An 11,380-nucleotide genomic window follows, 5' to 3' on the forward strand; every position below is an offset into this window, starting at 1 on the left:
CGACCGGCTGGCGGCGGCGACCCCGCTCGGCCGCACGACGCGGCCCGAGGAGGTCGCCGAGCTGGTCGCCTTGCTGGCCGGCCCGGCCGGCGCGATGATCACCGGGCAGCTGCTCCACCTCGACGGCGGCGCCGGGCTCGGCCCAGGGCTGCACATAGCCGAGGGGCCGGCCTCGGCCGGCTCCCTCTAGCAAGGTCGGAGCAGCCCCAGGAGGGGAGAGACGCGCGCCAGCCCTTCCAGGTCCTCGACCGCATCCTCCAACACCCGCGCCTTCGTCTCGCCGAGGACGCCGCTGGCGCAGCGACGGAAGCGCTCGCGGACCTGCGCGGGCCCGAAGACAGGAAGCGCCGGCAGGAAGCTCTCGACCCGCTGTCCGCCCGCAAGCCGCACGGCGACGCGTGCCTGCTGCCGCCCGGGAAAGGCGGCGTCCATCGCCTCGTCCCCGCGCAGCTCGACCGCAGCCGCCAGCCGGGCGATCCGGGGATCGCCGACGGCCGCGAAGTTGGCGTCGCCGAGGTCCCGCAGCACGAGCACCGAGGCGACGGAAAAGGGGATGCTCATGCGCGCTTCCTGCGGCGTCGCTATCGGGCCTCCGGCAGCGCAGCCGGGATAGTCGAGCGCCTTGCCGAAGGTCGCGACCTCGACCGCCTCGATCGCCTCCGCGTCGAGGTCCGGCCCCTGACCGTCGACCAGCTGCTTTGCGGCGAAGGCGGCAGCCTGGGCGAAAACGCAGATCGGCACGCTCTTGAACTCGACGGCATCGATCTCGAAGGCGCCGCCCCAGGGCTCGCCGAGCAGGCCCGCCCGCTCCGGCGGCCCGCCGAAAGTCGCGAGCAGGCCGGCCGGGCCCTCGAGGATGCTGTGGGAGCCGCGGGCGCCCTCGCGCGCCAGCAGGGCGGCGACAGTGCCTGCGCGCGCCGCCTGCGCCGGCTGGTAGCAGAGGTCCGGCGCGCCCGAGAAGGCCCACTCCATCAGGCCGCCGGCCGCATTGCCGGCGATGCCCAGCGCCGACAGCGCCCGCTCCTCCCCGAGGTCCAGGGCACGTGCGGCCGCCAGGGCGGAACCGACAGGGCCGCAGAGACCGCTCGGGCGGAAGCGCCGGCTGTTGTCGCTTGTGACCAGGGCGCGCCCGGTCCGGCCCATGGCCTCGTAGCCGGCGAGCGCGGCCAGCAGGAACTCGCGGCCGTCGATCTCCTCCTCGCTGGCGAGGGCGAGCAGGGTCGGGAAGATCACCAGGCCGGGGTGGCTGGCGCTGGGCGGATGCATGTCGCTGCGCGACGCGCCGGCCCCCAGGGCGCTGTTGACGAAGGCAGCCTCGGCCGGCGCGCAGCGATGGCTCGTGCCGAGAATTGCCGCCCGCCCCTGCCCGCAGGCGCGCGCCGCATAGGCCAGGAGGGGCGCGTTCCAGGGCATCGGGCCGGCCCCGAGGACGCAGGAGAGGAGGTCCAGCAGGCACAGCTTGAGCCGCGCCAGCCGCTCGGCGTCGAGGGCCGCGCCGTCCACGGCCAACGCATTACGGGTCAGCCGCCTCCCCAGGTCCGTAGCGCCCTCCTGCCGCGCCGGCACCCGGCTCACGCTGCCGGCCGCGCCGGACGGCCGCAGGGTTCCCCGAGCAGCGAACAGCGGTGCAGCACCCGCTCCCCCTCGTAGTCGCCCATCGCCAGGTGGTTGGTCGAGCGATTGTCCCAGATCAGGGTGTCGCCGACCCTCCAGCGATGGCGGTAGAGGAAGGCCGGGTCCTGGGTGTGCGCCAGCAGCGGCTCCAGCAGCGCCCGGCTGTCCGCCTCGCTCATGCCGACGACACGCCGGGTCATCCACTCGCTGATGAACAGCGAAGGGCGGCCGGTTTCGGGATGGCGGCGCACCAGCGGCTGCTCGACCGGCGGGGACTTGGCGCGCATGGCGGCGATCGCATCGGGCGGGGAGTCGCCGTACTGGCGCCCGTTGGCCAGGTCGTGCACCACCCACAGCCCCTCCAGCCGCTCCCGCGCGGCGTCCGGGAGGGCGGCATAGGCGCCGGCCAGGTCCGCGAACAGCGTGTCGCCGCCGCTCGGCGGCACGACGAGGGCGTGGAGCACCGAGGCCTTGGAGGGCGCGAGGGTGTAGGAGAGGTCCGAGTGCCACTGCCCGCCGAAGCGCAGCGCCCGCCCCTCGACCTGGTAGCGCTTCACGACCAGCAGCTCGTCGTGCTGCGGATGGCGCAGCGCGGCCGGGTAGGCGGCATGGCTCTCCAGTGCCCCGAAGTTGCGCGAGAAGGCGATCTGCGCCTCCGGCGTCATCGGGCGGTCGCGCAGCAGCAGCACGCCATGGCGCGCCAGCAGCGACGGCAGGTCGGCGGCCTCGAGCGCCGACGCGTGGGCCGGGTCGAGGTCGTGCAGTTCCAGCCCGAAGGCGGGCCTCAGCGGCTCTAGTCTCATGCCTGTCGGCTCCCCAGCTCCGCACGCAGGCGCCGGGCCGTGCGGTGGACGATCTGCAGGTCGGCGCCGCAGGAGAGGATCCGCACGCCCTTGGCCAGCAGCCACTGACCGTAGTCGCTACCCTCGACTCCCGCCGAGGCCATGACCGGCTTGCCCTGCGCCGCCGCCAGGACCGCCTCGAAGGGGCCGAGCAGCCCGGCGCTACGCAGCTCGCCCGGCGGCAGGCCCAGCGAGACGGCGAGGTCGAAGGCGCCGACGAAGAGGGCGTCGACGCCAGGGTCGCGGGCGATCTCCTCGGCCTCCGACAGGCCGGCTGCGTCCTCGATCAGGGCGATCAGCAGCAGCTCGCGGTTCGCTTCGGCGGCGAAGGCCGGCCAGTCGGCGACGCCGTAGCCGCCGGCGCGGACCACCGGGCAGGCACCGCGCGCGCCGGCCGGCGCGAAGCGCGCCAGCGCCCCGGCCCGAGCCATGCGCGCCGCGCTCGCCTGGGGCACCACGAGGCCGGCCGGCCCGCAGTCGAGCAGCGCGCCCAGGCCCGCGTCCAGGGTCGCCACGCGCAGCAGGAGGTCGACACCGACGCTGTCGGCCGCCCGCACCGCCGCCGCCAGGACGGCGGGGCCGTTGGGCGAGTGCTCCTGGTCGAGGATCGCGAAGTCGAGGCCCCCGGCACCCGCCGCCTCGATCACCGCGGCCGATCCCGAGAAGCAATGGAACCCCAGTGGGCAGTCCCCGGCGTCGAGTCGGGCTCGCAGTCGGCTCGGGCGGAATCGGCCGGGCCGTCGCGCAGGTGCGTCGGTCATGGGCTCACACTCCCGTAGCGCTGCCCTCTGTCCCCCGCTTTCGCCATGTCGGTCTCCGCGCTCGTCCTCGAGGAGGTCGAGTCGTGCCACATACTCAGTAGTATGTACAGTGGGCGGCCGTAGGCGCCACCGGCAAGGCGGGAACCTCCCGCGGGGAAGTGCCGTCACGGCAATGTACGGGGGCCGCTCGCCCCTCCTCAGCGCGGCAGCGACACCCGCACGCGCAGGCCGCCCTCGGGGCGGGTCTCGGGGGTCAGCGTGCCGCCGTGGCCGTGGACGATGGCCTGGGCGATGCTCAGCCCGAGCCCGACGCCGCCCTTGCCCGGGGCCCGCGAACCGTCGAGCCGGTAGAAGGGCAGGAAGACCCGCTCCAGCTGGTCCGGCGCGATGCCCGGCCCGTCGTCCTCGACTACGACCTCGACGACCTCCGGCCGGGCGCGGACCGCGACGCGGGCGGCCCCGCCGTACTTCACCGCGTTGTCGATCAGGTTGGTCAGGGCGCGCTTGAGGGCGATCCGGCGGCAGGTGACGGCGACCCGCTCGGGCGGGTCGAAGACGACGTCGGCACCGGCATCGGCCATGTCGTCGCAGAGGCTCGCGACCAGAGCCGACAGGTCGACCTGGCGCTGCGGCTCGTCGTGGAAGGTGCCCTTCGCGAAGTCGAGCACCGAGGCGATCATGGCTTCCATCTCGTCGAGCGTGTCCAGCACCTTGGTGCGCTCGTCGCCCTCGGCCATCAGCTCCGCGCGCAGGCGCAGCAGGGTCACGGGCGTGCGCAGGTCGTGGGAGATCGCGGCGAGCATCTGGGTGCGGTTCTCGACCAGGCGGCGCAGCCGCTCCTGCATCTCGTTCAGTGCCCGCGAGGCCTGGACGACCTCGGTCGGCCCGGTCTCCGGCAGCGGCTCGGCGCGGATGTTCCGGCCGAAACGCTCGGCGGCCCCGGCGAAGGCGGAGAGCGGCGCCGTCACGCGGGCGACCAGCCAGGTCGTCAGGGCGCCGACGGCGAGCGCCACCGACAGGATGTAGGCACCCGCCAGCCCCGGCCAGAGCTCGCCCACCCGCGGCAGCGCGCCATGGAAGTTGAGCCACTGGCCGTCGTCCAGCCGCGCCGAGATCTCCAGGCGGTCGTAGCGGTCGCCGCCGCCGAGCCGCTCCAGGACCCTGCGCCACCCGGACTCGCCCAGGGGCTCCCCCTGAGGCTCCGCGCCGGCCCCTGCGACCGGCTGGACCGAGGGGTCCGTCGCCCGCCTGAAGCGGAGGCGGATCGAATCGTCGGAGGCGAGGCCGAGGTGCTGCCGCAGATAGCGCCTCACCTCCGCGGCCAGGACCTCCTTGCGGTTCTCGCTCTGCGGCCCGGGGGGGACGGCGGCCAGCGCGACCCCGAAGGTCCGGCTGTCGAAGCCGCGGACGATCTCCTCGCGCCACTCCACGGGCAGCGTCCGCAGCAGCTGGACGACGCTCACGACCCGCTCGGCGACATCGACCGCTTCGTCGGTCATGACCGCCTCGCGGCGGTCCAGCGAGTAGATCGCCATGCCGATGAAATGCGAGACGACGAGGCCCGCGAAGAGCACCACCAGGGTCTGGGCGCTCAGGCTGCGGACATAGGGAAACCTCATCCGCCGGTGACCTTGGGGGTGAAGAGGTAGCCGCCGCCCCAGACGGTCTTGATGAGTTTCGGGTCCTTGGCATCGTCGCCGAGCTTCCGGCGCAGCCGGCTGACCTGAAGATCGATGCTGCGGTCGAAGACCGTCGCGGTGCGTCCCTTGGCGAGGTCGAGCAGCTGCTCGCGGGTCAGCACCCGCTGCGGGTGCTGCAGGAAGACCAGCAGGAGCTTGTACTCGCCGGTGCTGAGCGGCACCACGATGTCGGCATCGGACTCGAGCTCGCGCCGCCCGCTGTCGAGGGTCCAGGCGCCGAAGCGGTAGACCCTCGGCGCGGTGCCGGCCAGGCCTGGCGGAAAGGCGTTGGTGCGGCGCAGCACCGCCTTGATGCGGACGACCAGCTCGCGCCCGCTGAAGGGTTTGGCGATATAGTCGTCGGCGCCGATTTCGAGCCCGCGGATCCGGTCCTCGCCGTCGCCCCTGGCGGTCAGCATGATGATCGGCACGGTGGCCGACCCGGCCCTCAGGTCGCGGCAGATCGTCAGGCCGTCCTCGCCGGGCAGCATGAGATCCAGCACGACGAGGTCGACGCCGCCCTTGGCCAGAAGGCGGCGCAGCTCCCGGCCGTCGGCGGCGGTGCTGACCCGGTATCCCTCCTTCTCCAGGAGCCGGCCGACCAGCTGCCGGATCTCCTGATGGTCGTCGACGACCAGTATGTGCGCCGGCTCGGACATGAGCCCCACTATAGGATCGGGCGACCTGGCCGGTACCCGAAAAGCCGGCCCCGGCTCCGCGCGCAGGCCGGCGGACACACTTTGGTACGACCCCGCGGCCCGCCGACAAAGTCCTGATACAGCGCCATGGTTGGATGAGCCCTGCTGGCCGAGTTCCCGGGGCGTCCATGGCCGCTTGCGGCGCGCCCCGACAGCCGCGCCACCGCCAAACGTCACCGCCAATCGTCAATGGAGGAACAAGCGCCCATGGCCGGACAGATCGAGGAGGACGGCGCGCGGGAGGTCTTCCCTCCCGCCTTCACCCAGCTGGTGGCCCAGGTCATCGACCTCGCCATGAAGGCGATCGCCGAGCCGGACCCGACCCGCTACATCGAGCAGGCGGCGAGCGCGCTCCGGCTCGACCAGTTGCGCGGCGAGCTGGCGCCCGAGCGGCGTGGCGACCCGGTCCTGGTCGCCGCCCTGCGCTGCGACGCGGTGCGCGACCGCATCGCGCGCGACCTCGCGATCCAGATCGTCGACTCCTACCAGCGCCTCAGGCGCGCCGAGGAGACGATCCTGCAGAGCGCGGTCGAGGCACGGCGGCAGACCGCCTACGCCTCCGGCGCGCCCGGCACCTCGACCACCCACTGACCGGCGGGGGCCGGAAGGAGACGGCGGCATGAGGAGGGCGGCATGAGGAGGGCGGCATGACGGCCAGCGTCCTTGGGTGGGTCCGGATGGTCGGATTCCTGCCGGCGCTCCTCCTCGGCGCCGCCCTGCCCGCCGCGCCGGCCGGGGCGGTCCCCGCCACCGCCACCCCGGGTATCGAGATCCACCTGCTGCCCGGCAGCTACGTGCGGGTCCAGGAGGTCGCGGCCGAGGCCGAGCCCTTCTGGATCTACGCCATGCTCAGCAACATGACCGACCGGGCGGTCGTCGTGCGGGGCCTCTCCTGCGAGCGCCTGGCCGACACGGTGCAGGCCGCGGCAGGTGCGCCCGCAGCCGCCCGGCCCGCAGCCGTCCCGCCCGCGGCCGTCGCACTAGCCGCGGAGCCGGCGCTCTGCAGCTCGACTTGGTCGTCGGGCTACCAGCTGCGGCCCTGGCACCGGCAGGTCTACCGCATCGACACCAATCTCACCGGCTTCCCGATCGGCACGCCGCGGCGCCGCTTCGCGACCGACGTGCCGATCCAGCTGGTCGGCTTCCTGGTCACCGCCTCGCGCCGCTCCCTGGAGGAGGCCTTCGCGCTGAGGCTCGCGATCGACACCGAAGAGCTCGGCACGATCGTCAGCGCGCCTTATCGCCTGGCGCCGATCCAGTAGCTGAGGGGGCCGGGCCAGTCACGGGACGGAGAAGCGTTGGACCGATGCCCGGCGACGTCACCCGCCGAGGCGGCGCGAGGACCCGGAAGGCGCGAGCGCCCACGCCCCTCGACAAGCTCGGGACGAAGCGGAATTTGGAGCTAGCGCGAAGCGGAGGGGAGCGCAGGCCTCTGCTTCGGTTGGAGTGGGGCGCGGCGCCCGGCCGGGTGACGCGGCAGGAAGCGCCTCCTGCCGCTTCATCCCCGAGCTTGTCGAGGGGCCTGGGAGACGAAACCCGCGGCCCGGAAGGACCCTCGGCTCAGAAGGGGATGTCGTCGTCGAGGTCGGGAGCGCCACCGCCGCCACCGCCCCAATCGCCGCCGCCCGCGCCGCCGGCGCCGGCACCGCCGCCCGAGCTCCCGCCCGAGCCGCCGCCGTAGCCGCCCCCGGAACCGCCGCCAGAACCGCCGCCAGAGCCGCCGTAGCCGCCACCGCCCTCGCCGTCGCCGCGGCCGTCGAGCATGGTCAGCTCGCCGCGGAAGGGGCGCAGCACGATCTCGGTGGAGTAGCGCTCCTGGCCGGACTGGTCCTGCCACTTGCGGGTCTCGAGCTGGCCCTCGACGTAGATCTTCGAGCCCTTCTTCAGGAAGCGCTCGGCGATGCCGACCAGGTTGTCGTTGAAGATCACGACCCGGTGCCACTCGGTCTTCTCGCGGCGCTCGCCGCTCTGCTTGTCGCGCCAGCTCTCGGAGGTCGCGAGCGCCAGGTTGCAGACGCGCCCGCCCGACTGCATGGTCCGGACCTCCGGGTCGCGGCCCAGGTTGCCGACCAGAATGACCTTGTTGACGCTGCCTGCCATCGCCGTTCGTTCCTCGTGTCAGTGGTGCGGGCGGACCCTAGCGTCCCTCGCGGAGTCCGCCAACCGCGCAAGGCCGCAAGCTTATCCCCAGCCGGCGACGCGGCGGAAGCGCCCGGCAGCCGGCGCCCGGCTCCGTCAGCCTTCGCAGAGCGCGCCCTCGGGCAGCGGCACCGCGACCTCGTCGATCAGGATCTTCCAGTCCTCCACGGGCGTGCCCTCGGTCCTGAGGTAGCTGCCGAAGTAGTGCAGCCGCTGGGTGTCGGGGCCGTCGGCGTCGCTGAAGCGCTGCTTCAGGTAGTAGGGCGCCAGGGCCTGGTAGTAGACCCGCGCCACGACCGTGCGCGTGGCGGCCAGGCTGTGCGCCGTCTCCGGCGTGCAGGCGACCTCGTAGGTGAGGGCGTCGAAGCCGCCGCCGCCGGTGTAGCCCGGCAGGTCGAGCCGCCGGCAGGGGTCGTGGCCGCTCTCGCCGCCGCGGTAGGCGGCGTCGTAGGCGCAGGGCGTCGTGACCTCGGCCCAGGGCCCGTCCCTGCGCCAGCCGCGCGGCACCAGCCGCGTGTCCTTGACGGTCTCGTAGAGCGACAGGAAGGAGGTCGTGATCTGCTGCCGGGCGTCGCGCTCGTGCAGTTCGTAGATCTGCACCTGGTCCTGGCTGGCGATGGTCCGGTGGAAGGGCTGCCACGCCTGCTGGTCGGGCCCGAAGAACTCGGTCTTCAGCGGCTTGCCGTCGGCGCCCAGGATGACGCCGACCGCGTTGGTGCGCCCCGAGGCCCAGAGCGGCCGCCCCGCCGCGTCCTGCAGCTCGAAGTTGACGAAGGCGCGGCGGAAGCCGACCCCCGAGGGGAACTTGTGGCCGGTCAGGTTGGTCACGCGCACCGCGGCCTCGAGGCCCTCCCGGCCCGCCGTCAGCGCCTCGATCTCGACTTTTGCCGACTGCTCGCGGGCCAACTCGACGCCGGCGTCCTCGGCGGTCTGCAGGCCGAGCTGCGTCGCGCCCGGGACCATGGGATCGACCGTGCGCAGGCCGAGGATCAGGTTGAACTGCTGGAACATCTCGATGCCGAAGAGATTGATGCCGAGCAGCGTGTGGCGCCGGAAGTCGCGCGGCCGCACGTCGATCTCGGCGTCGGGCAGGCGGTTGTCGGTGTCGGGGTAGTTGGCGTCCTCGATGTTGGCGATCGCCATCTTCAGGCTGTTGCCCTGGAAGCGGTCGGACATGTGGCAGTCCTGGCAGGTCCGCACCGAGGCGAGGTCGACCGGCTCGACCTCGTTCTGGAAGTCGGAGTTCAGCCACTCCAGGTAGGTCGTCTGCTCGAAGTGCTGGAGCTGCTCCTGCTTGCCGGTCTTGGGATCGGTCTCCATGACCGGCTTGCCGCGATCGAAGACCGGCAGGCGGATCGCGTGGCAGGAGCCGCACATGGCGCCCTGGCTCATGTGGTCGGCGTGCAGCGGCGTCATCTGCAGCGCCTGCTCCATCGGCTTGACCAGGACGTCCTTGAAGGGCCCGTAGAGCTCGCCCGTCGGGCCCGGCTTGAAGTTGCCCGTGAAGCTCGCCGGCGTGCCCAGGCCCTCGTCCGACATGTGGTGGCAGAGCGCGCAGGAGATGCCGTCGCGGCCGAGCGCGGCGTACTTGAGGTCGCCCTCGCTGTTGGCGTCGACCTCGGTGCTGAAGGGCAGCAGGCGGTCGCGGGTGAAGCAGACCTCGCGGCTGGTCTCGAAGAAGCCGCACTCCGGCGCGTCCGGCCGATCCGCGTGGAACTGCCGCTGGCCCATTCCGCCGTGGCAGGACAGGCAGGTGTCCTGGGTCCAGGTCTCGATCGGCTCGTGGATGTTCCGCTCGGACTCGAGCTGGGCGAAGAAGATCGGGTCGCGCCCGGCCAGGCCCATCATGGAGTTGCGCCACTCGCCGTAGACCGAGAGGTTGGCGAGCTTGCCGCTCTCCTTGTCCGGGTAGAGCATCTGCGGGTTCCACTGCGCCGAGACCGAGGCGTCGTGGCAGCCGATGCACTGGTCCGAGGTGACGTACTCGATCGGGTGCGGCGGCGCGTCGGGCGGCATGAAGCGGTGGTCGAAGGACTCCGGCGCGAAGGCGTGGCGTTCGACCGACTCGGTCGAGACCAGCGGGATCTCCGGGTAGGTCTCGAGCCACAGGCGGTTCGGCTCCCGCAGCGGCTGGGTCAGCTGCGGCGAGCCGGAGGGCGGCGGTCCCTCCTCCCGGTTCGTCGCCTCGCCCTTGCCGATGTGGGCGTGGATGTCGGGAGTGCGCGCCGCCGGCGGCAGCGGCAGGTCGTCGGCGGTGTCGGGCGTCGTCAGGCCGAGAGAGCGGACGTGAGGAAAGGCCGGGTCCTGGCCCGGCGCCGCGGCCGGCGGCACCACAAGGTAGGTCCGGGGGTCGGCCTCGGGGCCGAAGTTCTCCGTGGTCGAGAAGGTCTGGAAGCCAACCGAGGAGGAGTGGCAGCGCGTGCAGTAGGAGCCGAAGGCGGCGTCGGGGAACTGCAGCTGCCGGGTGACGCGCTCGACGAAGGCGGCGCTGTGCCCCTCGCCGGCCCCGCCCGCCGCGCTCGCCGTCACCGTCGCGTCGCCGCTCGCGTCCGGGGCCTTGGTCGGGTCGACCCAGGCGGGGTTGGCGCCGTACAGCCAGAACCAGCCGTCGGCGACCCGCTCGGGCGCGTAGACCATCACCGTCCAGCTGGTCACGTGGGCGACCTTGGTCTCGGCGCTCAGGCCCTGGTAGCGCGCCGCCGGCGGCGGGTAGTACATCTCCTTGACCAGCATCGCCGGCTGCTTCGGCCCCGCCTCCGGCCGCCCGGCCTCGACCCAGGCCGCCATGTTGGGCGAGTAGAAGATGCGCACCGCCGGATGGACGCCGAAATCGAGCGGCCCCAAGGACAGGGGGTTCTCGGCGATGTAGGGGCCGGTGTCCCGGACCTCGACGTCGTTCGGCCAGTCGTTGTAGCACCAGGCCTGCAGGAAGGCGTCGACCGCGGCCTCCTCCGGCGCCGGGAAGGCGCAGGCGCCCTCGGCGGCGGTGGTCTCGGCCTCCGCGCGGTCCGCGAGTATCGGCAGCGCCAGCGCCGCCAGCAGGCCGACGGCCCGCACCCAGCTCGAAGCAGCCATTGTCTCCCCCTCCCGTCGCCGAGGTCGCCCGCACGTCTCGGCGGGGCCCCTCCTCGGCCCGGCAAGTGTGAACCCGACGGCCGGCGACGGCAACCGCAGGGTTTCACAAGCGGCGCCGAACCGCCCGATTGACGAGACTCGCGTGTTTTGCTTTTGTTCCGGGATGCTATCGGTCCCGCCCGGGACCATATGGGAGGCGGTCGCCCGGTCCGGGCGCGTCTCTTACCTTCGACAGCCCGTTCCGCCGGAGCAGCCATGGCCTCGCCGATCGAGGGCCCCCGCATCGAGGTGCGCGGTGCCCGCGAGCACAATCTGAAGAACCTGGACGTCATGCTGCCGCGCGACAAGCTGGTGGTGATCACCGGCCTGTCGGGCTCCGGCAAGTCCTCGCTCGCCTTCGACACGATCTACGCCGAGGGGCAGCGCCGCTACGTCGAGTCGCTCTCGGCCTACGCGCGCCAGTTCCTCGAGCTGATGCAGAAGCCCGACGTCGATTCGATCGAGGGCCTGTCGCCGGCGATCTCGATCGAGCAGAAGACGACTTCGAAGAACCCGCGCTCGACGGTCGGCAC

Annotated in this window: 10 protein-coding genes and 1 pseudogene; 4 read left to right on the top strand and 7 right to left on the bottom strand. The window is 72.8% G+C overall.

Annotated elements, in window-relative coordinates; translation table 11 throughout:
* On the top strand, window positions 1-190 hold a 190-nt coding region (locus tag WD341_RS05735), incomplete at its 5' end, for an SDR family oxidoreductase (protein ID WP_368424475.1).
* Here WD341_RS05735 and WD341_RS05740 read toward each other — a convergent pair.
* The 5 genes from WD341_RS05740 to WD341_RS05760 form a co-directional block, all read right to left on the bottom strand.
* The gene (locus tag WD341_RS05740) at window positions 187-1,575 is read right to left on the bottom strand and encodes an MmgE/PrpD family protein (RefSeq protein ID WP_368424476.1); all 1,389 of its coding nucleotides are present in this window, start codon (window positions 1,573-1,575) and stop codon (window positions 187-189) included. The genes WD341_RS05735 and WD341_RS05740 overlap by 4 nt on opposite strands.
* Window positions 1,572-2,417: a TauD/TfdA dioxygenase family protein gene (locus WD341_RS05745; RefSeq protein ID WP_368424477.1), complete on the bottom strand. Its 846-nt coding sequence runs from the start codon at window positions 2,415-2,417 to the stop codon at window positions 1,572-1,574. The genes WD341_RS05740 and WD341_RS05745 overlap by 4 nt, the downstream gene beginning before the upstream one ends.
* Complete coding sequence (locus tag WD341_RS05750; protein ID WP_368424478.1) at window positions 2,414-3,217, bottom strand: HpcH/HpaI aldolase/citrate lyase family protein; 804 nt, start codon at window positions 3,215-3,217, stop codon at window positions 2,414-2,416. The genes WD341_RS05745 and WD341_RS05750 overlap by 4 nt, the downstream gene beginning before the upstream one ends.
* Window positions 3,218-3,414: 197 nt before the next feature.
* Window positions 3,415-4,836, bottom strand: a complete 1,422-nt coding sequence (locus WD341_RS05755) for an ATP-binding protein (RefSeq protein ID WP_368424479.1) — start codon at window positions 4,834-4,836, stop codon at window positions 3,415-3,417.
* Complete coding sequence (locus WD341_RS05760) at window positions 4,833-5,555, bottom strand: response regulator (RefSeq protein ID WP_368424480.1); 723 nt, start codon at window positions 5,553-5,555, stop codon at window positions 4,833-4,835. Before WD341_RS05760 ends, WD341_RS05755 begins: the two co-directional genes overlap by 4 nt.
* 246 nt (window positions 5,556-5,801) lie before the next feature.
* On the opposite strand from WD341_RS05760, the gene WD341_RS05765 reads away from it, so the two are divergent.
* Window positions 5,802-6,185 (top strand): hypothetical protein, encoded by a 384-nt coding sequence (locus tag WD341_RS05765; protein ID WP_368424481.1) that lies wholly within the window; start codon window positions 5,802-5,804, stop codon window positions 6,183-6,185.
* Window positions 6,186-6,241: 56 nt separating this feature from the next.
* Window positions 6,242-6,856: a hypothetical protein gene (locus WD341_RS05770; protein WP_368424482.1), complete on the top strand. Its 615-nt coding sequence runs from the start codon at window positions 6,242-6,244 to the stop codon at window positions 6,854-6,856.
* A gap of 298 nt (window positions 6,857-7,154) precedes the next feature.
* On the opposite strand, the gene ssb is transcribed toward WD341_RS05770, so the two are convergent.
* Both ssb and WD341_RS05780 read right to left on the bottom strand, forming a co-directional pair.
* Window positions 7,155-7,694 carry a single-stranded DNA-binding protein gene (ssb, locus tag WD341_RS05775; RefSeq protein WP_368424483.1) on the bottom strand — a complete coding sequence of 180 codons (540 nt, stop codon included), beginning with the start codon at window positions 7,692-7,694 and terminating at the stop codon, window positions 7,155-7,157.
* Window positions 7,695-7,829: 135 nt separating this feature from the next.
* Window positions 7,830-10,808: a hypothetical protein gene (locus WD341_RS05780; protein ID WP_368424484.1), complete on the bottom strand. Its 2,979-nt coding sequence runs from the start codon at window positions 10,806-10,808 to the stop codon at window positions 7,830-7,832.
* 255 nt (window positions 10,809-11,063) lie between these two features.
* On the opposite strand from WD341_RS05780, the pseudogene WD341_RS05785 reads away from it, so the two are divergent.
* Window positions 11,064-11,380 (top strand): annotated as a pseudogene (locus WD341_RS05785) (excinuclease ABC subunit A); the annotation flags it as partial.

Source organism: Tistlia sp. (assembly GCF_040905785.1).
Classification (GTDB): Bacteria; Pseudomonadota; Alphaproteobacteria; order Kiloniellales; family DSM-21159; genus Tistlia.

What these genes read in the sequence shown, in the direction of transcription:
- WD341_RS05755 (WP_368424479.1), bottom strand. Translation starts at nt 4,836, where the DNA reads ATGAGGTTTCCCTATGTCCGCAGCCTGAGCGCCCAGACCCTGGTGGTG.
- ssb (WP_368424483.1), bottom strand. Translation starts at nt 7,694, where the DNA reads ATGGCAGGCAGCGTCAACAAGGTCATTCTGGTCGGCAACCTGGGCCGC.
- WD341_RS05780 (WP_368424484.1), bottom strand. Translation starts at nt 10,808, where the DNA reads ATGGCTGCTTCGAGCTGGGTGCGGGCCGTCGGCCTGCTGGCGGCGCTG.
- WD341_RS05770 (WP_368424482.1), top strand. Translation starts at nt 6,242, where the DNA reads ATGACGGCCAGCGTCCTTGGGTGGGTCCGGATGGTCGGATTCCTGCCG.
- WD341_RS05760 (WP_368424480.1), bottom strand. Translation starts at nt 5,555, where the DNA reads ATGTCCGAGCCGGCGCACATACTGGTCGTCGACGACCATCAGGAGATC.
- WD341_RS05750 (WP_368424478.1), bottom strand. Translation starts at nt 3,217, where the DNA reads ATGACCGACGCACCTGCGCGACGGCCCGGCCGATTCCGCCCGAGCCGA.
- WD341_RS05765 (WP_368424481.1), top strand. Translation starts at nt 5,802, where the DNA reads ATGGCCGGACAGATCGAGGAGGACGGCGCGCGGGAGGTCTTCCCTCCC.
- WD341_RS05745 (WP_368424477.1), bottom strand. Translation starts at nt 2,417, where the DNA reads ATGAGACTAGAGCCGCTGAGGCCCGCCTTCGGGCTGGAACTGCACGAC.